Annotated in this window: 23 protein-coding genes; 6 read left to right on the forward strand and 17 right to left on the reverse strand. The window is 66.7% G+C overall.

Going from position 1 to position 23880, the window contains the following annotated elements; translation table 11 throughout:
- Positions 1 to 11 precede the first annotated feature (11 nt).
- Entirely contained in the window at positions 12 to 809 is a 798-nt protein-coding gene (xth, locus tag ADAD_RS0100870; protein ID WP_029139805.1) for an exodeoxyribonuclease III, read from the reverse strand.
- A 134-nt stretch (positions 810 to 943) separates the two neighbouring features.
- On the opposite strand from xth, the gene ADAD_RS0100875 reads away from it, so the two are divergent.
- On the forward strand, positions 944 to 2407 hold the full coding sequence (locus tag ADAD_RS0100875) for an alkaline phosphatase (RefSeq protein ID WP_010408206.1): 1464 nt from the start codon (positions 944 to 946) through the stop codon (positions 2405 to 2407).
- A gap of 332 nt (positions 2408 to 2739) precedes the next feature.
- On the opposite strand, the gene ADAD_RS0100880 is transcribed toward ADAD_RS0100875, so the two are convergent.
- The 5 genes from ADAD_RS0100880 to pabB all read right to left on the reverse strand — a co-directional run bounded on the left by ADAD_RS0100880 (position 2740) and on the right by pabB (position 6715).
- Positions 2740 to 3405 carry a LolA family protein gene (locus ADAD_RS0100880; protein WP_010408208.1) on the reverse strand — a complete coding sequence of 222 codons (666 nt, stop codon included), beginning with the start codon at positions 3403 to 3405 and terminating at the stop codon, positions 2740 to 2742.
- A gap of 109 nt (positions 3406 to 3514) precedes the next feature.
- Entirely contained in the window at positions 3515 to 3682 is a 168-nt protein-coding gene (rpmG, locus tag ADAD_RS0100885) for a 50S ribosomal protein L33 (RefSeq protein WP_010233410.1), read from the reverse strand.
- 149 nt (positions 3683 to 3831) lie between these two features.
- Complete coding sequence (gene arfB / locus ADAD_RS0100890; RefSeq protein ID WP_010408210.1) at positions 3832 to 4248, reverse strand: alternative ribosome rescue aminoacyl-tRNA hydrolase ArfB; 417 nt, start codon at positions 4246 to 4248, stop codon at positions 3832 to 3834.
- Entirely contained in the window at positions 4245 to 4898 is a 654-nt protein-coding gene (locus tag ADAD_RS0100895) for an RluA family pseudouridine synthase (RefSeq protein WP_010408213.1), read from the reverse strand. Before ADAD_RS0100895 ends, arfB begins: the two co-directional genes overlap by 4 nt.
- Complete coding sequence (gene pabB, locus ADAD_RS0100900; protein WP_010408215.1) at positions 4895 to 6715, reverse strand: aminodeoxychorismate synthase component I; 1821 nt, start codon at positions 6713 to 6715, stop codon at positions 4895 to 4897. The genes ADAD_RS0100895 and pabB overlap by 4 nt, the downstream gene beginning before the upstream one ends.
- Before the next feature lie 103 nt (positions 6716 to 6818).
- Between pabB and ADAD_RS0100905 the strand changes: the two genes are divergently transcribed.
- Entirely contained in the window at positions 6819 to 8393 is a 1575-nt protein-coding gene (locus ADAD_RS0100905) for a helicase HerA-like domain-containing protein (protein ID WP_010408218.1), read from the forward strand.
- Positions 8394 to 8418: 25 nt separating this feature from the next.
- On the opposite strand, the gene ADAD_RS0100910 is transcribed toward ADAD_RS0100905, so the two are convergent.
- The 6 genes from ADAD_RS0100910 to ADAD_RS0100935 all read right to left on the reverse strand — a co-directional run bounded on the left by ADAD_RS0100910 (position 8419) and on the right by ADAD_RS0100935 (position 14137).
- The gene (locus ADAD_RS0100910) at positions 8419 to 9858 is read right to left on the reverse strand and encodes a sensor histidine kinase (protein ID WP_010408220.1); all 1440 of its coding nucleotides are present in this window, start codon (positions 9856 to 9858) and stop codon (positions 8419 to 8421) included.
- 8 nt (positions 9859 to 9866) lie between these two features.
- Entirely contained in the window at positions 9867 to 10607 is a 741-nt protein-coding gene (locus tag ADAD_RS0100915; RefSeq protein WP_010408223.1) for a response regulator, read from the reverse strand.
- Between the two features lie 10 nt (positions 10608 to 10617).
- On the reverse strand, positions 10618 to 11208 hold the full coding sequence (locus ADAD_RS0100920) for a hypothetical protein (protein WP_010408227.1): 591 nt from the start codon (positions 11206 to 11208) through the stop codon (positions 10618 to 10620).
- A 193-nt stretch (positions 11209 to 11401) separates the two neighbouring features.
- Entirely contained in the window at positions 11402 to 11800 is a 399-nt protein-coding gene (locus tag ADAD_RS0100925) for a cupin domain-containing protein (RefSeq protein ID WP_010408229.1), read from the reverse strand.
- Between the two features lie 8 nt (positions 11801 to 11808).
- Entirely contained in the window at positions 11809 to 12204 is a 396-nt protein-coding gene (locus ADAD_RS0100930; RefSeq protein ID WP_010408231.1) for a VOC family protein, read from the reverse strand.
- 88 nt (positions 12205 to 12292) lie between these two features.
- A complete protein-coding gene (locus ADAD_RS0100935; RefSeq protein ID WP_010408233.1) occupies positions 12293 to 14137 on the reverse strand; it encodes an aminopeptidase P family protein in 1845 nt (614 codons plus the stop codon).
- Between the two features lie 110 nt (positions 14138 to 14247).
- Here ADAD_RS0100935 and ADAD_RS0100940 point away from each other — a divergent pair, with 110 nt between their 5' ends.
- From ADAD_RS0100940 to ADAD_RS0100955, 4 genes are all read left to right on the forward strand, one after another.
- On the forward strand, positions 14248 to 16401 hold the full coding sequence (locus ADAD_RS0100940) for a S9 family peptidase (RefSeq protein WP_010408235.1): 2154 nt from the start codon (positions 14248 to 14250) through the stop codon (positions 16399 to 16401).
- A gap of 1 nt (position 16402) precedes the next feature.
- Positions 16403 to 17800 carry a M1 family aminopeptidase gene (locus tag ADAD_RS0100945; RefSeq protein WP_010408236.1) on the forward strand — a complete coding sequence of 466 codons (1398 nt, stop codon included), beginning with the start codon at positions 16403 to 16405 and terminating at the stop codon, positions 17798 to 17800.
- A 72-nt stretch (positions 17801 to 17872) separates the two neighbouring features.
- Positions 17873 to 18517 carry an HAD family hydrolase gene (locus ADAD_RS0100950; RefSeq protein ID WP_010408238.1) on the forward strand — a complete coding sequence of 215 codons (645 nt, stop codon included), beginning with the start codon at positions 17873 to 17875 and terminating at the stop codon, positions 18515 to 18517.
- The gene (locus ADAD_RS0100955) at positions 18514 to 18945 is read left to right on the forward strand and encodes an acyl-CoA thioesterase (protein WP_010408241.1); all 432 of its coding nucleotides are present in this window, start codon (positions 18514 to 18516) and stop codon (positions 18943 to 18945) included. The genes ADAD_RS0100950 and ADAD_RS0100955 overlap by 4 nt, the downstream gene beginning before the upstream one ends.
- A 27-nt stretch (positions 18946 to 18972) precedes the next feature.
- Here ADAD_RS0100955 and ADAD_RS0100960 read toward each other — a convergent pair whose 3' ends face one another.
- The 5 genes from ADAD_RS0100960 to ald all read right to left on the reverse strand — a co-directional run bounded on the left by ADAD_RS0100960 (position 18973) and on the right by ald (position 23743).
- Complete coding sequence (locus ADAD_RS0100960) at positions 18973 to 19272, reverse strand: GIY-YIG nuclease family protein (protein WP_010408243.1); 300 nt, start codon at positions 19270 to 19272, stop codon at positions 18973 to 18975.
- A gap of 31 nt (positions 19273 to 19303) precedes the next feature.
- Positions 19304 to 19726: a hypothetical protein gene (locus tag ADAD_RS0100965; RefSeq protein ID WP_010408245.1), complete on the reverse strand. Its 423-nt coding sequence runs from the start codon at positions 19724 to 19726 to the stop codon at positions 19304 to 19306.
- Between the two features lie 30 nt (positions 19727 to 19756).
- Positions 19757 to 20740 (reverse strand): oxidoreductase, encoded by a 984-nt coding sequence (locus ADAD_RS0100970; protein ID WP_010408247.1) that lies wholly within the window; start codon positions 20738 to 20740, stop codon positions 19757 to 19759.
- A 131-nt stretch (positions 20741 to 20871) separates the two neighbouring features.
- Complete coding sequence (locus ADAD_RS15310) at positions 20872 to 22560, reverse strand: sensor domain-containing diguanylate cyclase (RefSeq protein WP_010408251.1); 1689 nt, start codon at positions 22558 to 22560, stop codon at positions 20872 to 20874.
- A gap of 67 nt (positions 22561 to 22627) precedes the next feature.
- On the reverse strand, positions 22628 to 23743 hold the full coding sequence (ald, locus tag ADAD_RS0100980; protein WP_010408253.1) for an alanine dehydrogenase: 1116 nt from the start codon (positions 23741 to 23743) through the stop codon (positions 22628 to 22630).
- Positions 23744 to 23880 lie beyond the last annotated feature (137 nt).

Genomic DNA, 23880 nt, shown 5'->3' on the forward strand with positions numbered 1-23880 from the left:
ATCCCTCCCGCTCAGAGGTCGAACTCCGTGGTCAGCGGAACATGGTCGGACGGACGCTCCCAGTTGCGCGCCTCTTCCAGGATGGAATGCTTGGTGGCCTGCTTCGCGAGTTCGGGGCTGGCCCACATGTGGTCGAGTCGGCGGCCCTTGTCGTTGGTCTGCCAGTTGGGATTGCGATAGCTCCACCAGCTGTAATAGCGCTCCGGCGCGGGCACATGCTCGCGGCCGATATCCCTCCAGCCGTGCGCATCCATGAAGCGCTGCAGCGCCTCGACCTCTACCGGCGTATGGCTCACCACCTTCAGCAGCTGCTTGTGGCTCCACACGTCGCTTTCCAGCGGGGCGATGTTGAAATCGCCCACGATCAGCGTCGGCTGGTCGACCGTGTCGGCCCAGCGCGCCATCCGCTCCAGAAAATCGAGCTTCTGGCCGAACTTGGCGTTCACCTCGCGGTCGGGCACGTCGCCGCCTGCGGGCACGTACACGTTCTCAACCACCATGCCCTGGTGCGCGGGATCGGTCAGGCGCACGCCGACATGGCGGGCCTCGCCATTATCCTGCCAGTCGTGGCGGGAGATTTCCTCGAACGGGACGCGGCTGACCGTGGCCACCCCGTGGTATCCCTTCTGCCCGTGGATCGCGATATGATCGTAGCCCAGTTCGCGGAAGGCCTTGGCGGGGAACTGCTCCTCCACGCACTTGATCTCCTGCAGGCACAGGATGTCGGGCGCGTGGGCCGTGAGAAACTGCTCCACCAGCGGCATGCGCAGGCGGACCGAATTGATGTTCCAGGTAGTGACAGAAACCATGCGCGCGGACTTAGGGCGCGTATCGGCACGCGGCAAGCCGGAGCGGCAGGCGCGGCGCGTGCGACACGCAGTTGTCTCATTGATGCGCAATGGGCATAGGCGCTTAGCTAAATTGCCGCGCCAGGGAGCCTGCCATGATCCGCACCGATAGCCATCACGCCAAGCGCTGGGCGACCGCGCTGGCAGCACTCGTTTCGCTGCCGCTCGCGGCGTGTACCACCACGACCAACTATTACGGCGAGGAAGCACAGGCCCGGGCCGCCCCCGCACCGATTGCTGCGGAGCGCAAGGCGAAGAACGTGATCCTGTTCGTCGGCGACGGCATGGGCATTTCCACGATCACCGCCGCGCGCATCCTGGCCGGGCAGCAGCAGGGCCAGCCGGGCGAGGACTACCAGCTGAGCTTCGAGAAGTTCGACAATGTGGCGCTGGTGAAAACCTACAACACCGATGCGCAGGTGGCGGACAGCGCGGGCACGGCTTCCGCCCTCAATACCGGCACGAAGACGCGGATCGGCGTCATCAACACCGCCCCCGACGTTCCCCGTGGCGATTGTGCCGCTGCGCAGGGCCACCTGCTGCAGCCGATCGCGGTCGAGGCGCAGGAGCGGGGCAAGGCGGTCGGCATCGTCAGCACCGCAAGGCTTACCCATGCGACCCCGGCGGCGGTCTACGGCCATAACCCGGATCGCAACTGGGAAGCCGATTCGGACATTCCCGAAAGCCAGCGCGCGCTGGGCTGCACCGATTTCGCGCAGCAGCTGGTCGAATTTCCCTTCGACCTCGCCCTGGGGGGCGGTGCGCGCAAGTTCTACGGCAGCGCCAGGGGGGGCAGCCGCGCGGACGCGAATGCCGATCTCCCCGCGCAGTGGGCAGCCCGGACGGGCGGCACCGTCGCCACCAGTACCGCCTCGATGCGGCAGGCTCCGCTCGGTACGCCGGTGCTGGGCCTGTTCTCGGCCAGCCACATGACCTATCAGCTGGACCGGACCGCGCAGACCGAAGAACCGACACTGACGGAAATGACCGCCGAATCGATCCGGCGCCTCTCCGACGATCCCGACGGCTATTACCTGATGGTCGAAAGCGGACGGATCGACCACGGGCATCATGCCGGGCAGGCCGGCTACGCGCTGGAGGAAACGGTCGAGTTCGCCCGCGCGATCCAGTACGCGGTCGACAACACCGATCCCGAAGAGACGCTGATCCTGGTCACTGCGGACCACAGCCACGTCTTCACCATTGCGGGCTATCCCAAGCGGGGCAATCCGATCCTGGGCCTGGTCCATCCGCCCGAAAGCGGTGACGAGGACCATCCCGGCGCCGCGAACGACGAACCGATCCTTGCCGCCGACGGCAAGCCCTACACCACTCTGGGCTACGCCAACGGCCCCGGTGCGGTGCAGGGCGAGCGACCGGTGCCGGAGACGCGCCCCGATGCCCGCCAGCAGGCGCTGGTGCCGCTGGGCGCGGAAACCCACGGGGGCGAGGACGTCGCGCTGTTCGGCACCGGTCCGGGAGCGCAGCGCGTCCGCGGGGTGATCGAGCAGAACCGCGTCTACGACATCATGCGCGCCGCGTTCGGCTGGGACGAATAGGGCGAGGCTCTATCGCTGCCACTCCGGTCCGCATCCCGGACCGGCAAAAGCGCGCGAGCGCATGGATAGCCGGCACGCGAATGCGCGCACTGGCGCCTGAGGCACATCGAAAAGGAAAAACCCCCGCGCCGGGGGCTGTGGCACGGGGGTTCCCTACGAGCGTTCGTCACGCTTGCGACAAGGCCCTGGTATGAGGGAACTGCGGGGCAACAGGGGGGAAACCCGCAGATTCGTCAGGCCTTGTGATTTGGAAATTAGGCCGCCGTGCCTTGCCTACGCATGAACATGGCGGGCATTTTACCGCTCACACCGGGCATCGCTCGACGAACGGTTTAGCGCGGTCGACGGGATGCGCGGCGCGGGTCCTTGTAGGTGAACGTCGAGTTGCTCACCGACACGCCATAGCGCTGGTTGGCCAGCCGCACCGTGGTGCGGTTGTTCTGCGCATCCAGCGCCACCCAGTTGGTCAGCTCCCAGCCGCCCGGCGCCTTGCCGTTGCGCACGAAGATCAGCGTGATCATGCCGTATTCGGGCTTGTTCGGGTCGCGCACCTCGACCGAAAGCACGTCCGGATTGCCAGTGTTGCGCAGCTTGCCGTACTTCTTCACGTCACGATTGGGATCGAGCAGAGCGCCCAGCGGCGAATTGCTGATCGGCCAGCGCTGGACCTGATTGACCTCGTAATCGATCATGGTCAGCGACTTGCCGTTGGAGACGATCAGCAGCGGCACATCGTCGGCATATTCGAAGCGAATCTTGCCCGGACGCTTCAGCGTCATCTTGCCGCGCACGGTCTGCCCGCTGCGGTCGGTCTGGGTGAAGTCGGCGCGCATCGTCTCGATCCCGCGCAATGCGGCCACCGCATTATCGAGCGTGCCCGATGCGGCAAAAGCGGGAGCAGGCAGCGCGATGGCGCCCGCGACGGGCACGGCGCCGATCAGGGCGAGACTGGCAAGCCCGGCGAACGGGCGGCGAAGCGTGGATTTCATGGTCGTCATGGCGGACTCCGTAAAGGTCTCGGAGTGAACCGCGTGTGAGCGAGCCGGTTCCGCCCGAGCAAGGCGGGAAAACTCGCCAGCAGCGCGCGATGCACGCGCCACCGGGGGCTTACTTGATCTTGGCTTCCTTGAACTCGACGTGCTTGCGCACGACGGGATCGTATTTGCGGAAGGTCATCTTCTCGGTGATGTTCCGCGGGTTCTTCTTCGTCACGTAATAGAAGCCGGTGTCCGCGGTCGACACGAGCTTGATCTTGACGGTTGCGGGCTTCGCCATAACTCAATCCTGCCAGTTCAAGGGCCCGGCCATCGGTGACTTGCTCCGTCGGAGTTCCACGATGTGCAGCGGGTGAAAAAACAACAGGCGGCGCACACGGCACCGCCCGATCGCACGCGCTAATGTGCGCGAGGCGTGGAAAAGTCAAGCTACCAGTCGCTGCGCGTCGGCTTGGAGCGTTTGGCCTTCACATCGCCCCGGGCCTTCTTCGCTTTCAGCCGCTTGGTCTTACCCACCCGGTTGAGCCGCGTCTTCGCGCGCTTCTTGGGTCTGCGGTGCGCTTCGCGCAGCAGGTCTTCCAGTTTCTCCCGCGCAAGCCCCCGATTCGCTTCCTGCGTGCGGTGCTCGCGCGCGACGATCAGGATATCGCCCGAATCGGTCAGCCGGTTGCCCGCGACCTCACCCAGCCGGCGGAAGGCGAAGGGCGACAGGCGCAGCTTGTAGGCGTTGACGCGCAGCTGGACTTCGGTGGCCACCTTGTTGGCGTTCTGCCCGCCGGGGCCGGAGCCTGCGACGAAGCGCTCCTCCGCCAGCGAATGCGCGCGGGCGATGATCTCGTCGATCATCCGTCGGCAAAGCCCAGCGCTGCAAAATCGGCGGGCAATGGGCTGGTCGCGGCGATATCGGGCTTGCCTTCGCGCGCCACGGTGATCGCGCTGGCGTGCAGCATCGTACGCGCGGCACCGCTGCGCGAGCCGTAGACCGGGTCCCCCAGCAGCGCGATGCCGATCCCGCTGGCGGCATGCACGCGGATCTGGTGCGTGCGCCCGGTCGCGGGGCGAAACTCCACCAGCGTGCGGCCCTCATGCTCGGCGACGACGCGCCACTCGGTGAGCGAGGGCTTGCCCTTCCTGGCCGGAATCATCCGCCAGCCCTTTTCCGCGCTGCTGATCTTCGCCAGCGCCAGCTCGATGCGCCCTTCGCTATCCTGTGGCACGCCCGCGAGTACGCCATGATAGACTTTGGTGACCGCCTGCGCCTCGAACGCGGCGGCGAAGCGCTTGTGCGCCTTGGGATTGCGGGCGAGCAGCAGGCAGCCGCTGGTATCCGTGTCCAGCCGGTGGACCGGCGTGGGCGCGCGCTGGAAGCCCAGCTTCAGCGAATCGAGATGGTCTTCCAGGCACTCGCCACCCTTGCGCGGGCGGTCGATCGGCAGGCCGGCGGGCTTGTCGATCACCAGCGCCTCGCCGTCTTCGTAGAGAATGGGAATGTTCATATGAGTCTCGCGCGCATCAGCCCGCGCACGGCATTGCCGATCAGGAAACCTCCCGAGAGGTCGTCCAGCGTCACCTCGCCTTCCACCGCGCGACCTTCGGCGATCAGCGATTCGCGGAAGACTCCCGGCAGCAACCCGTGCGCGAGCGGCGGGGTGACGAGCGTGCCGTCACGCTCCACGAACACGCTGGTCCAGCTGCCTTCGGTCACGCAGCCATCATCGCGCACCAGCAAGGCCTCGTGTGCGTCCATTTCGTGCGCTGCGGCGAGCGCGTCTGCATAGAAGCCGCGATCCGTCGTCTTGTGGCGCAGCCGCCAGTCGCCCCGATCGACGGGCAGGGGCAGGGCGATACAGTCGAGCGGCTCGGTCGGCGTCGCGGGCAGTGGGCCGACCTGAATCGCGCTCGTCCCCGAACGCGCGCAGGTGAGGCGCACGCGCGCCGCATGGTCGAGATCGAAGCACAGCGTCTGGATCTGGTTGCGCGCCGCGTGCCGGTCGAACGCGAAGCCCAGTTCGTTCGCGCTGGCGGAAATCCGCGCGAGGTGCCCTTCGAGCAGCGGAATGCCTTCCTCCGGATCGAAGCGCATGGTCTCGATCAGGTCGAAGGCGGGGGCGCGATTTTCCGGCCCGCTCTTGCGGATGAAGCCCGCCTTGATCTGCGCCTCGCGCCATTCGGCATGCGCGTCGCTGTCCGCCACGATTCCCGCGCCCACGCCCAGCACCGCGCTGCCGTGGCCGTTCTCAATCGGGGTCAGCCGCAGCGTGCGGATCGCCACGTTGAAGCTGGCCCGGCGATCAGCGCCATAGGCGCCGATCGCGCCGCAGTAGGGGCCGCGCGCATCGCGTTCCAGCCGGTCGATCAGCTCCATCGCACGGATCTTGGGCGCCCCGGTGATCGATCCGCAGGGGAACAGCGCCTGCACGATGTCGGCCAATCCCGCGTCCGGCTTCAGATCGCCCCGCACCGTGCTGACCATCTGGTGCACGGTGGGGAAGCTCTCCACCGCGAAGGGCTCTTCCACACGCACCGACCCTGCTTCGGCCACGCGCGACAGATCGTTGCGCATCAGATCGACGATCATCAGGTTTTCGGCGCGGTCCTTTTCGGACGCCGCGAGTTCTTCCGCCGCCGCCTGATCCGCCGCTGCGTCCGCGTGGCGTGGCCGCGTGCCCTTCATGGGCCGCGCGCTCAGCGTTCCGCCATCGGTTTCGAAAAACAGTTCGGGCGACAGGCTGACCAGCGCATGGCTGCCATCCCATACCACGCCGCCGTGGCCTGCGTGCGACGCCCCGCGCAGCGCGGCGTAGAGCGCCAGCGGATCGCCGCGATAGGAACCCGTCAGCCGCAGGGTCAGGTTGGCCTGGTAGATATCTCCCGCAGCGATGTGCCGCTGCAGCTCGGCGAAGCGTTCCTGCCATTGCGCGAGAGAGATGGCCGGTTCGAGGGGGCCAAGGCTGGCCGCGCCCGTCGCGTGCTGCGCCAGCCACGCATCGACCTCGTCCGCTGAAATCGTCTGCTCACGCTCGAACAGGCCCAGCCATACCAGCGGGCCCGCCGCGCCGGTGCGCGCGTCGGCCAGCGGGCGCAGCTTCGGCTCCAGCGCAAGCCCTGCCTCGTAGCCGATGAAGCCCGCCAGCGTTCCGCCCCGCTCGGCCTGCGCGGCCTCGGCTGCGGCGAGCGTCTCCACCACTTCCTCGGGCCGAAGCGCGCGGAACACCTCCAGCGGCGATTCGAACAGGCGCGCGCCGGTCGAGCCGCCGCCGGACGCGGAAGCGCGCGCATCGTCGAGCAGGATGAAAGGGTCGGCCATCGGCATCGTGTCCGCTCTATCGCACGGGCCGCGAATTGGAACCATCTTGACGCCCAAGTGGCCACGCGCCCAAACCGCAAAGCTGCATCGAGGCGGGGAGACACGGCGGGTGAGCACGATTTTTCTGGGGCGCGATTCGCAAGGCGAAGCGCAGGAACTGCTGCTGTCGCGCGCCAACCGCCACGGGCTGATCGCGGGCGCGACCGGCACGGGCAAGACGGTGACGTTGCAGGGTCTTGCCGAAAGCTTCTCCGCGCAGGGCGTGCCGGTGTTCGTGGCGGACGTGAAGGGTGATCTTGCCGGGCTCGCCGTGCCCGGTTCCTCGACGTTCAAGCATGCCGACAAGCTGGAGGCGCGCGCGGCCGAGCTTGGGATGGAGGATTATGCCTATGCCGATTTTCCGGTGATCTTCTGGGACCTGTTCGGGCAGCAGGGCCATCCGGTGCGCACCACGATTTCGGAGATGGGTCCGCTGCTGCTGGCCCGTCTGCTGGACCTCAACGATACGCAGGAAGGCGTGCTGCAGATCGTATTCCGCTACGCCGACGATAACGGCCTGCTGCTGCTCGACTTCGCGGACCTGCGCAGTCTGCTCGCCCATGCTGCCGACAACACCGATGCGGTGGGCGGCGAGTACGGGCGCATTTCGAAGGCCTCGATCGGCGCGATCCAGCGCCGCCTGCTGAGTTTCGAAAGCGAGGGGGCGGATCGCTTCTTCGGCGAACCCGCGCTGGAAGTGGACGATCTGTTCCGCATCGATTCGGGCGGGCGCGGTTTCATCAATATCCTCGCCGCCGACCGGCTGATGCGCAGCCCCAAGCTGTATGCGACCTACCTGTTCTGGCTGCTCGCCGAGCTGTTCGAGACGCTTCCCGAGGTGGGCGACCAGGACAAGCCGAAGCTGGTGTTCTTCTTCGACGAGGCGCACCTGCTGTTCGACGATACGCCGAAGGCCTTCCAGGACACGATCGAGACGGTGGTGCGCCTGATCCGGTCCAAGGGCGTGGGCGTGTTCTTCGTGACGCAGAATCCGATCGACATTCCGGACGAGGTCGCGGGCCAGATCGGCAACCGCGTGCAGCACGCGCTGCGCGCCTTTACCCCGCGCGACCAGAAGGCAATCAAGGCCGCCGCGCAGACCTTTCGCATCAATCCCGATCTCGATGTGGCGCAGGCGATCACCGAGCTGAAGGTAGGCGAGGCGCTGGTCTCTACCCTGGGCGATGACGGTGCGCCCTCGGTGGTGCAGCGCACGCTCATCAAGCCGCCCCGGAGTCGCCTGGGGCCGCTATCGCCGGGCGAACGGGCGGTGATCCTCGGCGCGAGCCCGCTGGCAGGCAAGTACGACGAGGCGGTGGACCGCGAAAGCGCGGCAGAGGTGATCGCGCAGAAGATGGTCGATGCTGCCGAGACCGCCGAGGAGGTGGAGGAACAGGGCGAAGCCGAGGTTCGCAAGCGCCCGCGCAAGAGCAGGAGCATCTGGGAAAAGGCGATGTCGCGCGGGGCGAAGGTTGCCGCCGGGTCGGCTGCCGGGATGGCGGCGCGCAAGGTGCTGGGCAAGAAATCGCGCGCCAACCCGATGGCCTCTGGTGTTACCTCTGCCGCGGGCTCCATCGCGACGGACCTCGCCGGGCCCATCGCGGGGCGCTTCGTGCGCAATCTCGTGGGCGGGCTGATGCGCTAGTTCGCGGGATCGGCGCCGTCCGGGATCAGCGCGCCAGTGGCAGGCGCATCTCGGCCCGCAAACCGCCTTCGGCGCGGTTGGAGAGGAGCAATTCCCCGCCATGTTCGCGCATGATCGCGCGCGTGATCGTGAGGCCGAGGCCCGCGCCGCCCGTGTCGCGATTGCGGCTCGCCTCGCCCCGGCGGAAAGGTTCGAGCATCGCGGCCATTTCTTCGGCCGGGATGCCGGGGCCTTCGTCCTCGACCGCGATCACCGCCATGTCGCCCTCCCTCGCAAGCGACACTTGCGCCGCTTCGCCATAGCGCAGCGCGTTGCCGATCAGGTTGCGCAGCGCGCGCCGCAGCCACGTGACCTGTGCGGGCGCCACCAGCCGCTCGCTGTGCGCGATGGCGACGGGCTTGCCCATATCCTCGAACTCCTCGACCACGCTGGCGACCAGCGCCGATAGCTGGACGGCCTCGGGCGGGTCCTTCGCGCGGCCGATCCGGGCCAGCGACAGGATATCGTCGAGCGATCGGCGCAGGTCCTCGATGGTTTCGGCCATGCGCGCGCGCTGGGTTTCGTCCGACACCGATTCGATCCGCACCCTCAGCGCAGAAAGCGGCGTCTTGAGATCGTGCCCGATCGCGCCGAGCATCACGTCCTTCTCGTCCAGCAGGCTGGCGATGCGCGATTCGAGCATGTTGTGCGCCGCGATCAGGCGGCTGACGTCTTCCGGCCCTTCGGGGGGCAGAGGCTCGCCCGCGTGCTGCGTGCGGGCGAAGCTTTCGACCCGCCGGGTGAGCCGCGCGAGGGGCCGCGTGATCCGCCGCAGCACCAGATAGGTGCCGCCCAGCAGAACCAGGAACAGCAGCACCGTCTGCCCCGCGATCAGCAGGAGCGCGCCGGCCTCCACCGGGGGGCGGACCGTGCGCGCGACGATCCAGCGCTCCTCGCCCGGCTGGCGCATCGCGGCCACCAGCAGATCGCCCTGCGTGTCGGCCATGCGCGCGCGGAAGCGCGGCCGGACCTGCGCGATCTCGGCAAGCAGCGGGTCGCTCTCTATCGGGCGCAGCGTGACCTGCAGTTCATCCGCCACGATGCCCTGCCGCGCCAGGATCTCCCGCAAGCGGCCTTCGGCGGCGGAGTCGCGCTCTTCTCCAGGGAGCAGGGGCGAGGCATCGGCAAGGGTGCCCGACACCGGCGGCGGCAGATGACGCCCCGATCCGCGGCTCTGCCGGCCGAGACCGAAGGGCGAGTCCGCCTCGCGGCGGCGCAGGGCGCGGCGAATGGCGCGGACCGAGCCTTCGTCTCGGCTGGCGGTGCGCAGCAGGTGGAAGGCCGCGGCATTGGCGCTGGCCGTATCGCGCCGTTCCTCCACCGCCCGGTAGAGCAGCAGGCCAGAGACCGCCTGGCCGATCAGCAGCGTCACCGCGATGGCGAGCAGGCTTTGGCCCAGAAGGCTTTTGGGGAGCAGGCGCGGCATGGAACCCGTCAGCCAGAGGTCGTGCGGGTGACGTCGGCGGCGAAGCGATAGCCCCCGCCGCGCACGGTCTGGATGAACTGCGGGTGGCGGCTGTCTTCCTCGATCTTGCGGCGCAGGCGGCTGACCTGGTTGTCCACCGCCCGATCGAACAGATGCGCCTCGCGCCCCTGCACCATGTCCAGCAGCCGATCCCGGTCGAGCACGGCGCGCGGATGATCGAGAAAGGCGCGCAGCATGCGAAATTCAGCGGTGGAGATGGGGATCACTGCCCCCTCGGGATCGGTCAGCCGCTGCTTGAGCGGATCGAGCAGCCAGCCTTCGAACAGATAGGGCGCGTCCTCGTCCCCCCGCTCGGGCGAATGGCGGCCCGCGCGCCTGAGGACGGAGCGGATGCGCGCAACCAGTTCGCGCGGTTCGAACGGCTTGGTCACGTAATCGTCCGCACCGATTTCCAGCCCCACGATCCGGTCGGTCGCTTCGCCCATGGCGGTGAGCAGGATGGTCGGCAGTTTTTGCGCCTCGATCAGGTGGCGGGTGAGCGACAGACCGTCCTCGCCCGGCATCATGATGTCGACCAGTGCCAGATCCGCGCGGTGTTCGCGCAGCAGGCTGCGCGCGGCAGCCGCGCTCTCCGCTTCCAGCACGACGAACCCCTGGCCGACCAGATAGTCGACCAGGGGTTCGCGAAGGCTGCGTTCGTCATCGACGAGCAGCAGGGTGGTGGCCGTAGTGTCTTCGGGCGTGGCCATGGGCGCTACGTTACTGGCTCGCGCGCTCGGCGCGGCGCTGCTCACGGCGTTCCTGCCGTTCGGCACGCATCGCGGCGCGGGCGGCCCGGCGTTCATCTGCCGTGACCGTGCCATCGCTGTTGGTATCGATGCGGTCGAAGCGGGCGAGGGCGTGGGCCTGCATTTCCTGCAGCGTGATGCGGCCGTCGCCGTTGGCGTCGGCGCGCACCATCATGCGGCCGCCCATCATGCCGCGATGTCCGCGCATGCCCCGCTTCCAGCGTTTGCCATGCCCGCGCCGGTCACTGTCGACACCGCGCGCTTCGCGGCGTTCGGCGCGGCGTGCCTGGCGCGCTTCGCGGGCGGCTTCGCGCTCGGCAGCGCTGATCGCCCCGTTGCCGTCGGTATCGATCCGGGCGATGCGCTGCTGGCGGCGCAGTTCACGATCGGCCAGATCGAGCACGCCGTCATCGTTGAGGTCCATCTTCTGGAAGCGTTCTGCGGCCTTCTGGCTCATGTCGGCGCGGGTCATTGGTGTCGCGCCACGCTCGGCAGGCTGGGCGATGGCGGCGGTGCCTGCCAGCAGCGAGAGACCGGCTGCGGCGAGAATGGGAGCTTTCATCGGGTGGTTCTCCTGAGGTTACGATGGGAAGAGCTGCACGACGGGGAGGGGTAGGGGGGAGATCGAAACCCGCCGCGCAGCTCATGACACCCTTTCTAGCCGGCCTTTGTCGCATGGATTTGCCACGATCGGGCTCGATTGTAACGCTTTGTCGCGCGATCGGGCCCACGTTCACACCACCGCAATCCGCGTCTCAGCGGGAACGGTGCTGTGTTCCCTCGCCAGCCGTGATGAACAGCGCGGTTGCCTGCCCGGCGACATCCGCCGTGTGCCACACACCGGGATCGTTGACCGCATAGTCACCCGGGCCCAGCGTCAGCTTTTCGATCTGCCCATCCGGATATTCCTGGATCAGCGTGATCTCGCCCGCCGTACACACGACCACCTCTTGCCCGCTGGGGTGCATTTCCCAGCTGTCCCAGCTTTCCGAAAAGCTGTGCATCGAGACGAGCCGGCCCTCCGCGCCATCGGCAGCGTTGCGTTGGCCATATTCCTCGTACCAGTCCATCCCGGTGAAGGGCGGCTGCGCTTCGGCAGTCGCCCCCAGGCCGAGATGGATCGGGTTTTCGGAGAGCTTGCGCGGTTCAGCCATCCGCCCCGCTACCCATGGGGTGCCATGCAGAAGGCGTTGAGCTTGTTGCCGTCGCGGTCGCGGAAATAGGAGGCGTAGAATACCAGTCCATTCTCGTCCGCCTCCCCGCGCGGGCCGGGCTCGCCCTCGTCGGTGCCGCCGTTGGCGAGCGCGATTTCGTGAAGGCGGTGGACCTGTTCCTTGTCCTTCGCCTGCAGCGCCACCATCGTGCCGTTGCCCACGGTGGCGGTCTTGCCGTCATAGGGCCTGGTCAGGGCAACGCCCGCCGCGCCGTCAGGCTCTCCCCAGGCGATGAAACTGTCGAACTCCATCATCCGGCCAGTGCCCATTTCCCTGGCGATGGCATCGTAGAAGGGCGCGTTGCCCTGCAGATCGTTGGTGCCCAGCGTAACGTAACCGATCATGATCTCATTCTCCCGAGTCGCGACCCTCGCAAGAACGGAACATTACGCGAACACGGGCTGGCAGACAAGCGCCCTTAGAGCGGCTGGCTTAGAGCGGCTGGGTGTGCCGCTCCAGCCAGTCGGTCGCCTGCGTGTCTCCGGTTTGGGCAAGGCGCGCGCCCAGGATTTCGCGGCAGCAGGCGTGATAGTGGTCGACCCAGTCGCGTTCCTCGGGCGTCAGCAGATCGACATCGATCAGCGTGCGGTCGATCGGCACCCAGGTCAGGTTCTCGAACCCGAACCACGTGCCTTCATCCGCGCCCTCGATCTGGCGCTCCTCGATCAGGACGAGATTCTCGATCCGGATGCCGAATTCACCCGCCTTGTAGTAGCCGGGCTCGTTCGAGCAGATCATGCCCGCCGCCAGCGGCTCTGTCGTGCCGCCCTGCGATCCGGTGGTCTTGGCGATCCGCTGCGGGCCCTCGTGTACGCCCAGCGCGCTGCCCACGCCGTGGCCGGTGCCATGTGCGTAGTCGCAGCCCACCTGCCACAGCGCATGCCGTGCCAGCGTATCGAGCTGGCCGCCCGTGGTGCCTTCGGGGAAGATCGCCTGCGCAATGGCGATATGGCCCTTCAGAACGCGGGTGAAGCGGTCCTTCATCTCCGCCGTCGGCTGCGCCTTGCCGTCCTTGCTGCCGACCCACACGGTGCGGGTAATGTCGGTCGTGCCAGCGCCGGTCTCGCCGATGTACTGGCCGCCCGAATCGCACAGGAAGATGCTGCCCGGCGGGATCGTGATATTGCTGTCCTCGTCCACCTTGTAGTGCGGCAGCGCGGCGTGGCCCGCCGCGGCCGAAATGGTGTCGAAGGAGGTATCCTTCAGGTCGCCATCGACCGACCGGAATTCCAGCAGCTTGGCCGCTGCGGTCAGCTCGTCGATCTCGCCCGAGGGCGCTTCGGCCTCGACCCAGGCGAGGAAGCGGGAGACCGCGGCCCCGTCGCGCGCCTGTGCATCGCGGTGGCCGTCGATCTCGGCTTCGTTCTTGATCGCGCGCGGCAGAATCGTGGGGTCGCGCGTCTCGACCACCTTCGCGCCGCCCGCTTCCAGCGCCTGCGCAATGGCAGCAACGCCGTATTCCGGGTCGAGCGCGATGCGCTTGTCGCCCACTTCGCCCAGCGCAGTCTCGAATTCGGCGCGGGGGCGGATGCTCACCGCATTGCCCAGATGCTGCTTCAGCTCGGGCGAGACCTTGTTCTCGTCGATGAACAGCTGCGCCGTGCCGTCCTGCGAAACCAGCGCGAAGGCCATGGCAACGGGCGTATGCGCGATGTCGGCCCCGCGAATGTTGAAGGCCCAGCCGACCGAATCGAGCGCGCTCAGCACGACCGCGTCGAGCTTTTCCTCGGTCAGCCAGTCGGCGATGGCCTGCCGTTTGTCCTGCGCATTGCGGCCTGCATGTTCGTCTGCATGGACCCGCGCGGCCGCATCGCTTTGCGCGGGCTGGTCCTGCCACACCGCGTCGATCGGGTTGCCCTCGACCGCGACCAGTTTCGCGCCGACCTTTTCCAGCGCGGCCGTGGTGGAGCGGACCCAGCCGGGGGTGGCGAGCCACGCGTCGTAGCCGATCTTTGCGCCTTCCTGCGCATTGCGGGCCAACCAGGCCGCCGGGCTGTCTTTCGGAACGCCGCGGTATTCGAACAGGCGTTCTTCCACCTGGTCGCGCACCTGCACGGTGTAGCGCCCGTCGACGAAGATCGCCGCCTTGTCGAGCAGCACCGCCGCGCTGCCGGCAGAGCCACCGAAACCGGTCAGCCAGCGCAGACGCTGCGCATCCTCGCCCACATATTCGCTCATGTGGGCATCGGCGATGGGCACGCAGAACCCGTCCAGCCCGCGCTTTTTCAGTTCCTCGCGCAGGGCGGAAAGGCGGGCTTCGTGGGTCTGCATCAGCATTTGGTCGATCCTGTCATTCGAAAGTCTGGCTATGGGGATGATCTGGGGTCATACCCCGGCAAAGCAAGGCTTTCAAAGCCGCGTCGCATCGCCCAGAGGGGGAGCCGAACATGAGCAAGCTTTTCACCGCAGCCATCGCAATCACCGCATTGACCATGCCGGCAATGGCAGCGGCCCAATCCAGCGGAGCCGATACCAGCGTGAGCGAGACAGCGCCTACTTCCCCCCCCGTGGCAGAGCGCCGCGACTATTCCTTCACCACCCACGGGATCACGCTGAGCGATCCGTATCACTGGCTGAAAGACCAGTCCTACCCGGTCGTCGATGACGAGGATGTGCTCGAATATCTGAAGCAGGAGAACGCCTGGTTCGAGGCGCAGATGGCGCCGCATCAGGCGCTGGTCGACACGCTGTTCGAGGAGATGAAGGGCCGGATCAAGGAAGACGATTCCACGGTGCCGCAGAAGGATGGCGACTGGCTCTACTGGTCCGAATTCGAAGAGGGCAAGGAATACCGCCTGCACTACCGCAAGCCCGTGGCGGGCGGCGATCCGCAGCTGCTGCTGGACGAGAACCAGCTGGCGCAGGGCAAGGACTATTTCCGCCTCGGCGCGTTCTCGATCAGCAAGGGCGGGCGCTACCTCGCCTATTCCGCCGACGACAATGGGTCCGAACGCTACACCGCGCGGATCAAGGATCTCGAGACGGGCGAACTGCTGCCCGACGAGCTGACCAATCTGCGCGGCGGCCTCACCTGGGTCGCGAACGACAGCGCGCTGGTCTACGGCCCCTCGACCGAGGAGTGGCGCACGCTCGAAGCCAAGCTGCACGTGATCGGCACGCCGGTCGCCAGCGATGTGACGCTCTACAAGGAAGCGGACGAAAGCTTCGGTGTCGGCACCGGGCTGACCGCGCAGGAAGACTGGCTGGTCATCGCTACCGGCGACAACGAGACGAGCGAGATCCGCCTGGTCAGCGCCGACAATCCGACCGGCGAACAGATCCTGGTCAAGCCGCGCCAGAAGGGCGTGGAATATGATGTCGACGTGCGCGACGGCACCCTGTTCGTCCACACCAACGACGACCACATCAATTTCCGCCTCGCCACAGCGCCTCTGGCCAATCCGGGAGAATGGACCACGCTGCTCGAAGGGTCGGACGATTTCTACCTGACCGATTTCGAGCTGTTCAAGGACTTCTACGTCACCGAGGGGCGGCTCGCCGGGCTCGATCAGGTGCAGCTGCGCGCCTACGACGATGTCACGGATGTCACGCCGATCCGTTTCCCCGAGGCAAGCTTTACCGCCGGGCTTTCCAACAATCCCGAATACGACATGCAGAAGCTGCGCCTGTCCTACCAGAGCATGGTCACGCCGGGATCGGTCTACGACTACGACGTGAAGACGGGCGCGCTCGAACTCCTGAAGCAGCAGGAAATCCCGAGCGGCTACGACGCGACGCAGTACAAGACGGAGCGGGTGACGATCACCGCGCGCGACGGCACGCAGGTGCCGGTCAGCATCGTGATGCGCAAGGATCGTCCGATGGGCGGCCCGCTGCACCTCTATGCCTATGGCGCCTATGGCTACGCGGTGCCGCCCGGCTTTTCGACCAGCCGCCTCAGTCTCGTCGATCGCGGCATGGCCTACGCCATCGCGCATATCCGTGGCGGCGACGATCTGGGCCGCCGCTGGTATCTTCAGGGCAAGCTGAACGAGCGGACCAACACGTTCGAGGATTTCGTCGATGTGGCCAAGGGCCTGATCGACGCGGGCTATACGAGCAAGGGCCAGATCAGCGCCAGCGGCGGCAGCGCCGGGGGCGAGCTGATGGGCGTGGTGGTCAACACCGATCCCGACCTGTGGGGCGCGGTCGCGGCGCATGTGCCCTTCGTCGACGTGCTCAACACCATGCTCGACAAGGATCTGCCGCTCACGCCCGGCGAATGGCCCGAATGGGGCAACCCGATCGAGAGCAAGCAGGCCTTCGCCTACATGCTCAGCTACAGCCCTTACGATCAGGTCGTGGCGCAGGATTACCCGCCGTTGCTGGTCACGGCAGGGCTCAACGATCCGCGCGTGACCTATTGGGAGCCTGCCAAGTGGGTTGCCAAGCTGCGCGCGACCAAGACCGATAACAACACGCTGCTGCTCAAGACCAACATGGGCGCAGGCCACGGCGGCAAGTCCGGGCGCTTCGCCTCGCTGTATGAAACGGCGGAGGAATTCGCCTTCATTCTGACGCAGCTGGGCGTGGTCGACTGACATGGCGCGCATCGTGGTGATGGTCGCCGCGCTGTTCGCGCTTGTGTTCCCGGCCATCGCCACGGCGCAGGATGCGCCGGACGAACCGCCGGTGCGGGTCGAGGTGGTGCACGGTGCGGGCGGCTGGAGCGCGACGTTCCATTTCCCGAGCGATGCGCAAGGCTGGGCCTTTCCCCGCTCCAACCGCGCGCGGCGGCAGGATTCAGGCTGGCGCGAATTGAGCTGGACGGTCGAGACCGATGGCGTCTCGCTGCAACGGATCGACGAGACCGATGTGCTGCTGGCCGATGACGGAACCGTCCCGCGCAAGGTGACCGTGCGGTTCGTCCCGTTTGCCGACGACCTGATGGCTGACTACGACCCTGCCCTGCGCTTCACCGACGGCACTCTGGCCCTGTTCACCGGCCACTTCGCGGTGATGCCCTGGCTCCGCGAGTCGCAGGAGATGGCGGAGGAAGGGCCGGAGACGGAGATGGTCTTCCGCGATGCGGCAGGGCCTCTGCTCTACAAGGGGCAGCGCCACCAGGCCGTGACCACGGTTGACGATGCCACCTACGTCGTCTTCGGCGATCCGCAGCCCGTCTCGACCGGCCATCTCACCGCGATCATCGATCCGCAGACGCCTGCGTGGCTGCGCCGCGAGCTGCTCGATTTCCTGCCGCAGACCTTCGCGATCTATGCCGACCGGCTGGGCGAACGGGCGGGCAGCGGCAAGCCGATGGTGCTCTCCAGCTGGGCGGGGCCGACGCCGAACCTGTACAGCCAGGGCGGCAGCGTGCTGCCGGGCCTGCTGAGCGTGCGGCTGGAAGGCGAGGGGCTGGTCGCCGAGGATGCGAGCGCATTGCAGGGCGTGCGCTGGTTCATCGCCCACGAAGGCGCGCATTTCTGGCTCGGGCAGACGGTCGAATACGAAACCGATGCCGATGCCTGGATCATGGAGGGTGGGGCGAATCTGCTCGCCTTCCGGCTGATCGAGCAGGTCGATCCCGAATATGATGCCGGCGCGCAACTGGCGAATATCTGGCAGACCTGCTTCGCCATGTCGGTCGGCAACCCGCTTTCCGGCGCGAGCGAGCGGCGCGATTATGACGCCAATTACGCCTGCGGCACGGTGCTCGGCATGATCGCGGAGGGTGCGGCGCAGACAAACGGCGGGCGCGATTTCTTCGATTTCGTCGCCGCACTGGTCGCCGACAACCGCAAGGATGCGGGCGGAGACGGGACCGTCTCGGTCTACGACTGGCTGGGGCAGCTGGTCGCCGAGAGCGGGGATGAAGAACTGGCCGCGCAACTGAAGCACTTCGTCTATCGGGGCACCGACGATCCGCAGCGCGACCTGTGCGCCATGATCGCCCGGGTCGGTCGTTCCGCCCCCGGGTGCGCTGTGGTGGGTGACTGAGCGGTGGATCGGCGTGCGCTGCGCTTCTATGGGACCGGCTGAGACCCGAACCCTTCAGCTTAGCGAGACCGCATGACCGAGCGCGCCACCCCCATCCGAAACGTCGTCTTCGATGTCGGCAATGTCATCGTCCGGTGGGAGCCGGAATCGATCGTCGAGCTCGCCTTCGGCAAGGACCTGCCCGACGGGATCACCAGCCAGGACCTGTTCGGCGGCGACATCTTCCGTGCGCTCAATCGCGGCGCGATGAGCCTCACCGAAACGCAGCGCATGTTCGGCGAACGCCACGGCTTCGACCGCAAGACCTGCGACCGGCTGGTCTCCGCGCTGTTCGAGAGCCTCCACCTGATCGAGGAAACGCCCCCGCTGATGCGCCGCCTCAAGGCGAGCGGCTACGGCATCTACGCGATTACGGACAACGTGCACGAAATCGTCGCCTACCTGCGCGGGCGCTACGACTTCTGGCCGCTGTTCGATGGCGCGTGCGTCTCCGCCGATCACTCCACGCTCAAACCCGATCCGCGCATGTATACCTGGCTGACCGAGACCTATGATCTGGTGCCGGAGGAATGCGTGTTCTTCGACGATCTGCAGAAGAATGTCGACGGCGCGAAGGCGGTGGGGATGGAAGCCTTTGTCTTCACCACCACCGCGCAGGCCGAGGCGGACCTCAAGAGCATCGGCGTCGACCCGGATCGCGCACTCGAACCGGCATGAGCGACGGCACCTCGGAATACGATTGGGCCTTTACCCGCGACTTCACCGCCGAGCCCGGCGACATCGACGAGCTGGGCCATGTGAACAACGCGCGCTGGGTGAGCTGGATTCAGGACATCGCGGTCGCCCACTGGCACGCGGTCGCGCCCGAAGAGCATCAGGCAAGATACATCTGGGTCGTGAGCCGACACGAGATCGACTATCGCGGCAACATCAAGGCCGGCGAGACCGCCCACGGCCGCACCCGCGTATCGGGGAGCCCGCGCGGCGCGCGCTTCGACCGCGAGGTGCAGTTCGTCGATGGCGAGGGCAAGGTGCTGGTCTCCGCGCTGACCCGCTGGGCAATGCTCGACCGCGAGACCATGCGCCCGCAGCGCATCACGAGCGAGATCGCGGCGCCTTTCCTTCGCCCGTCACCCCGGGCTTGACCCGGGGTCCCGCTGCTTTCGCGACCCTCAGACCAAAGAATCGAACAGATCATTCCACTTCACGTTGGCCTTCTCGACCAGCTCGATCTTCCAGCCCCGGTGCCAGCGCTTGAGCCGTTTCTCGTTCGCGATGGCATCGACAATGCTGTCGAACCGTTCCGCCCAGACGAGCCGTTTCAATCCGTAGCGCGCGCAAAAGTCCGATCCGGCCCCTTCGCGGTGCTGCGACACCCTGAGCGCGAGATCCGCGGTCACGCCAACATACATCGTGCCGCGATAGCGGTCGGCCATGATGTAGACCCAGCCACCGGATGTTTCGTGATCCATGCAAGGAAAGGAAGAGAAGCGGGACCCCGGGTCAAGCCCGGGGTGACGTAGAGGGTAAAGCCCGTTTGCCCGGGGGTTCTGGTTCGAACGTCCACATTCGCCAGATCAAAAAACCGGATGCCGCGATCCAGCAGGCGAGCACCCCCCCGCTCAGGACAGTGGGAACGAGGATGTCGGCATGCAGCGCCCACACCAAGGCGACCGATGCGACCAGCACGAGCAAGCAAGGCAATGCCATCCCTCTGAACCAAGGGAGTTTGCCGCCACGCACCGCAATATAGATTAGCGCGTTCGGGAGGATAGCGGCGGCAAGCCACGGGCTGGCAAGATCGGAAACTCCGGTCGCCTCCAAGACGAAACAGCCGATTCCGAAAGTGGCGAACAACACCGCGACCTTGAGGCCATTGGTCCGGTTCAGAGCCAGCGCGTGTTGCGAGCGCTCGACGATGCTCATGCCCAATCCGTCCTTCGCCCGGTTAGCCTCCTATTCCCCCGCCACCATCTCCTCGCTCATCGCCCACAGCCGTTCGGCGCTGTCCTCGTCCACCGCGTAGGGTTGTACCTTGCCATAGCGGCTCGGGTTCTCTGCATCGGCCAGCTCCGCCACGTCGCAATCCTCGCAATATTCGCCGCCGCGATCCTTGAGCGCCGGGCTGGTCGCGGCCCACAGCGTGGTCGAGGCGCCTTGCGTGGGCGTCTTGAACATCTTCGCCGCCTGTTCGGACAGTTCGCCGTTTTCGTCCAGCCAGCCCAGCGCGGCCATTTCCTCGGTATCGAGGTGGCGCTGCAGCGGGGTCATGATCCCGCCGGGATGGACCGAGAATGCGCGCCCGCCATGCGGGGCCAGCCGCGCATTCATGCCCACGGCGAACAGCGCGTCGGCGGTCTTCGCCTGCCCGTAGGCCTGCCACTTGTCATACGCGCCATCGTTCCAGTGCGGATCGTCCCAGCGGATGTCGCTCAGCTTGTGGCCGGTGGAAGACAGCGCGACCACGCGTACGTCGCTACCCGGCTCCTTCGCGGTCTTTTCCAGCAGCGGCATCAGCGCCTGCGCCAGCGCGAAGTGGCCGAGGTGGTTGACGCCGAACTGCTGTTCCCAGCCCGGGCCCACGCGGGTCAGGGGGCAGGCCATGATCCCGGCATTGCAGATCAGCAGGTCAAGCCGGTCGTGCTCCTTGGTGAAGGCATCCGCAAAAGCGCGCACCGACGCAAGATCGGCGAGATCCATCTCCATGATCGCGACATCGCCGGCAACGTCGGAAAGATTGCCTACTGCCTTCGCATGGTTGCGCGCGGGCACGATCACCTTCGCGCCCGCTCCGGCGAGACCGCGCACGGTCTCCACCCCGATGCCCGAATAGCCGCCGGTGACGATGGCGACCTTGCCGGAAAGATCGATGCCTTCCAGCACCTCCTGCGGTTCGGTGGTCCGGCCGAAGCCCGAATTGGTCGGTTGCTGCGTGCTCATCGTCGTCTCTCCCGGCTGGCGCCGTACCGGAGAACCGATACGGCGCAGGTGGCATTCCGGGGAGTGTAATCGGTGAAGCGGGGCGATGCCACCATGGGCGGCTCGCCCCGGCAACCGCGCCGCTTGCGAGGTCAGGCAGCGACGGCCTGGTGGTCGTCTCTTGGCGGCTCGCCGAAGACCAGCGTTTCCCGCAGATAGCGGTTACGCCCCTCGTTCTTCGCCCGATAGAGCAACTTGTCCGCGCGCAGATAGAGCACTTCGAAGGGCAGCCCCGCGGCGCTTTCGCCCGGTGCCTCGACCACGCCCATGCTGGCGGTGACAGGCCGATCCATCTGCGGAACGGTCTCCGCAATCCGCGCGGTAATCGCGCGGCGGCGCCGCTCTGCGCGCAAGGTCCCATCGGCTCCGCGCAACACCAGCATGAACTCCTCGCCGCCCAGCCGCACGGCCAGCGTGTCCTCGTCGGGCGCAAGCGCACTGGCGGTGGCGATCAGCGCCGCGTCGCCGACATGGTGGCCGAACCGGTCGTTGATCGACTTGAAATGATCGAGGTCGATCAGGGCGAAGGTGGTGAAGCCGCGCCGCATCAGGCTGTCGTACTGATTGGCAATGCCGCGCCGGTTCAGCAGGCCGGTGAGCGGATCGCGCTCGGCGAGGTTTTCCATCTCGGCAGCCAGCTGGCGCGCCCGGTCGCGGTCCGACCGCAGCATCAGCGCCCGGTCGGTCACGCCGATCGCGACGATGATGATCTCCCAGACCATGGCGTAGTAGACGGTCAGGAAATCGGTTTCGAGAAATCCCCCCAGCCCCACGCCTTTCATGGCCATATCCGTCACCAGAACCATCGCGAAGCACCAGCCGAGCAACTGGTAGCGGACCCAGCGGCTCCCGCGCCGTACGGCTTGGCCGAAAGCGACGATCAAAGCCGTCAGCACGACGAGCTGGGCCAGGCCGAACAGCATCGGGCTTTGTATGATCCCTGCGTTCAGTCCGCCCACGATGAGAATGCCGATGCCGCTCCAGCGCAGCACCCTGCGCATGGCGGGCGACAGCGCCTCGCGTTCGATGAAGTCGCGGGCGAACTGGCACGATGCGAACATGATCAGGACGTAGCCCAGGCGCTCGAACACCAGAAACACGACCAGATTCCAGGAAAACCAGCTGGCGGCCAGGCCGCTTGTCATGGCGATCGTCAGGGCCATGCCGGCGCACATCACCGCATACCACGCCACGAAGGTCTGCCGCAGCGCAAAGGCCAGCATTGCCGCGAGGATGCAGGGGGCCAGGATCAGACCTATCAGCAGGGCTGCAAAGATGAGGTCGTCCACCAGTCCTGCCGGCCTGTCGGCACTCTCCAGAAGGCGGATTTTCGGTGCGTCACGGAATTTTGCGTAATTGTCGATCCGGACGATGACCGCGGCTTGCGGATCGCCGACATCCGGCAGCGGCAGCATCATGTCGTTGACGTTGCTGAGGTGCACCTCGTCCGGGACAAGCCGGTTGCTGGCGATCCGGCCGTCGCTCGCGATCCGGTATACGGTGATGCTGTCGAACCAGCGTGCCTCCATCGCGTAATAGCGATAACCGGCGCTGCCCGCGTCTTCGAAGCGCAGCCAGTTGAAACGCGGAGCCTCCAGGGTCTTCACTTCGTCGCAGACCCATCGCGGATCGGCGCGAACGCTTTCGATGGAGAGGTCTTCGGAGGTCGCGAAGATGCAATCGGGAGCGAGCGGGGCGGCGGACGCGGGCGCCGCCAGGCACGCGCATGCCAGAGACAACAGAATCCCGATCCGACTCAGCAGCGACCCCATGCGTTCCATCTAGCGTCATGGGGTTAACGAAGCGGGAAGGCGACGCCCCTGGTGGCAGCCTTCCTGCCTGGTCGCGTCAGGCGAGCGCTTTCTCGACCGGCACGTATTCGTAGCCCAGGTCTTCGGCCACCGCCTTGTAGGTCACCTTGCCGTCCCACACGTTGAGCCCTTCGGCGAGGTGCGGGTTGGCGCGCATCGCGGCCTTCCAGCCGTGGTCGGCGATCTGGAGCGCATGGGGCAGGGTCACGTTGTTGAGCGCATAGGTGCTGGTGCGCGCGACCGCGCCGGGCATGTTGGCGACGCAGTAGTGCACGATATCGTCGACCACGTAGGTCGGGTTGTCGTGCGTGGTGGGCTTGCTGGTTTCGAAGCAGCCGCCCTGGTCGATGGCCACATCCACCAGCACCGCGCCGGTCTGCATGTCGGACAGCATTTCACGCGTGACCAGCTTGGGGGCCGCGGCGCCGGGAATCAGCACCGCGCCGATCACCAGGTCCGCCTGGCACACCGCATCGTGCAGGTTTGCCGCGTTGGAAAAGCGCGTCTTGGCGCGCGATTCGAAATGCGTGCCCACGCGTTCGAGCACTTCGGGATCGCGGTCGAGGATCGTCACATCCGCGCCCAGCCCGGCGGCCATCTGCGCGGCGTTGAAGCCGACCACGCCGCCGCCGATCACCACGACCTTGCCCGGCATCACGCCCGGCACGCCGCCCAGCAGCACGCCGCGCCCGCCGTGCGCCTTTTCCAGCGCGGTGGCCCCGGCCTGCACGCTCATGCGGCCGGCCACCTGGCTCATCGGCTTGAGCAGCGGGAGCTGGCCCATCGGGCCCGTGACGGTTTCGTAGGCGATCGCGGTGACGCCGGCGTTCACCAGGTCGACCGTCTGTTCCCGGTCGGGCGCAAGATGCAGGTAGGTATAGAGAATCTGGCCCTCGCGCAGTTTCTTGCGCTCGTCCGCCTGCGGCTCCTTCACCTTCACCACCATCTCGCATTCCGCGAAGATCGGGTCCTGCCCGTCGACGATCCGTGCGCCTGCCGCCTCGTATTCCTCGTCCGTCGCATCGATGCCAAGCCCGGCGCCGCTCTGAATCCAGACCTCGTGCCCGCCACGCGCCAGTTCGCGCGCGCTTTCGGGCGTCAGGCCGACGCGGTATTCATGGTTCTTGATTTCCTTGGGGCAGCCGATGCGCATGGGTTGGGGGACCTTCCTTACGTTACGGCGGGACCGTTAGGTGGGAGGGCGGAAGACAGCAAGGCCGGGCGGGGTTTACCTGCCGTCGCCGTACGGTAACGCAGTTGTCACAGGAGAGTGGTTAGGGGCTGCGATCA

Origin of the sequence: Citromicrobium sp. JLT1363, assembly GCF_000186705.1 — a bacterium.
Lineage (GTDB): Bacteria > Pseudomonadota > Alphaproteobacteria > Sphingomonadales > Sphingomonadaceae > Alteriqipengyuania.

What these genes read in the sequence shown, in the direction of transcription:
- ADAD_RS0100875 (WP_010408206.1), top strand. Translation starts at nt 944, where the DNA reads ATGATCCGCACCGATAGCCATCACGCCAAGCGCTGGGCGACCGCGCTG.
- ADAD_RS0100880 (WP_010408208.1), bottom strand. Translation starts at nt 3,405, where the DNA reads ATGACGACCATGAAATCCACGCTTCGCCGCCCGTTCGCCGGGCTTGCC.
- ADAD_RS15310 (WP_010408251.1), bottom strand. Translation starts at nt 22,560, where the DNA reads ATGGAACGCATGGGGTCGCTGCTGAGTCGGATCGGGATTCTGTTGTCT.
- ADAD_RS0100965 (WP_010408245.1), bottom strand. Translation starts at nt 19,726, where the DNA reads ATGAGCATCGTCGAGCGCTCGCAACACGCGCTGGCTCTGAACCGGACC.
- rpmG (WP_010233410.1), bottom strand. Translation starts at nt 3,682, where the DNA reads ATGGCGAAGCCCGCAACCGTCAAGATCAAGCTCGTGTCGACCGCGGAC.
- ADAD_RS0100920 (WP_010408227.1), bottom strand. Translation starts at nt 11,208, where the DNA reads ATGAAAGCTCCCATTCTCGCCGCAGCCGGTCTCTCGCTGCTGGCAGGC.
- ADAD_RS0100895 (WP_010408213.1), bottom strand. Translation starts at nt 4,898, where the DNA reads ATGAACATTCCCATTCTCTACGAAGACGGCGAGGCGCTGGTGATCGAC.
- pabB (WP_010408215.1), bottom strand. Translation starts at nt 6,715, where the DNA reads ATGCCGATGGCCGACCCTTTCATCCTGCTCGACGATGCGCGCGCTTCC.
- ADAD_RS0100910 (WP_010408220.1), bottom strand. Translation starts at nt 9,858, where the DNA reads ATGCCGCGCCTGCTCCCCAAAAGCCTTCTGGGCCAAAGCCTGCTCGCC.
- ADAD_RS0100960 (WP_010408243.1), bottom strand. Translation starts at nt 19,272, where the DNA reads ATGGATCACGAAACATCCGGTGGCTGGGTCTACATCATGGCCGACCGC.
- xth (WP_029139805.1), bottom strand. Translation starts at nt 809, where the DNA reads ATGGTTTCTGTCACTACCTGGAACATCAATTCGGTCCGCCTGCGCATG.
- ADAD_RS0100970 (WP_010408247.1), bottom strand. Translation starts at nt 20,740, where the DNA reads ATGAGCACGCAGCAACCGACCAATTCGGGCTTCGGCCGGACCACCGAA.
- ADAD_RS0100915 (WP_010408223.1), bottom strand. Translation starts at nt 10,607, where the DNA reads ATGGCCACGCCCGAAGACACTACGGCCACCACCCTGCTGCTCGTCGAT.
- ADAD_RS0100950 (WP_010408238.1), top strand. Translation starts at nt 17,873, where the DNA reads ATGACCGAGCGCGCCACCCCCATCCGAAACGTCGTCTTCGATGTCGGC.
- ald (WP_010408253.1), bottom strand. Translation starts at nt 23,743, where the DNA reads ATGCGCATCGGCTGCCCCAAGGAAATCAAGAACCATGAATACCGCGTC.
- ADAD_RS0100935 (WP_010408233.1), bottom strand. Translation starts at nt 14,137, where the DNA reads ATGCTGATGCAGACCCACGAAGCCCGCCTTTCCGCCCTGCGCGAGGAA.
- ADAD_RS0100940 (WP_010408235.1), top strand. Translation starts at nt 14,248, where the DNA reads ATGAGCAAGCTTTTCACCGCAGCCATCGCAATCACCGCATTGACCATG.
- ADAD_RS0100955 (WP_010408241.1), top strand. Translation starts at nt 18,514, where the DNA reads ATGAGCGACGGCACCTCGGAATACGATTGGGCCTTTACCCGCGACTTC.
- arfB (WP_010408210.1), bottom strand. Translation starts at nt 4,248, where the DNA reads ATGATCGACGAGATCATCGCCCGCGCGCATTCGCTGGCGGAGGAGCGC.
- ADAD_RS0100930 (WP_010408231.1), bottom strand. Translation starts at nt 12,204, where the DNA reads ATGATCGGTTACGTTACGCTGGGCACCAACGATCTGCAGGGCAACGCG.
- ADAD_RS0100925 (WP_010408229.1), bottom strand. Translation starts at nt 11,800, where the DNA reads ATGGCTGAACCGCGCAAGCTCTCCGAAAACCCGATCCATCTCGGCCTG.
- ADAD_RS0100945 (WP_010408236.1), top strand. Translation starts at nt 16,403, where the DNA reads ATGGCGCGCATCGTGGTGATGGTCGCCGCGCTGTTCGCGCTTGTGTTC.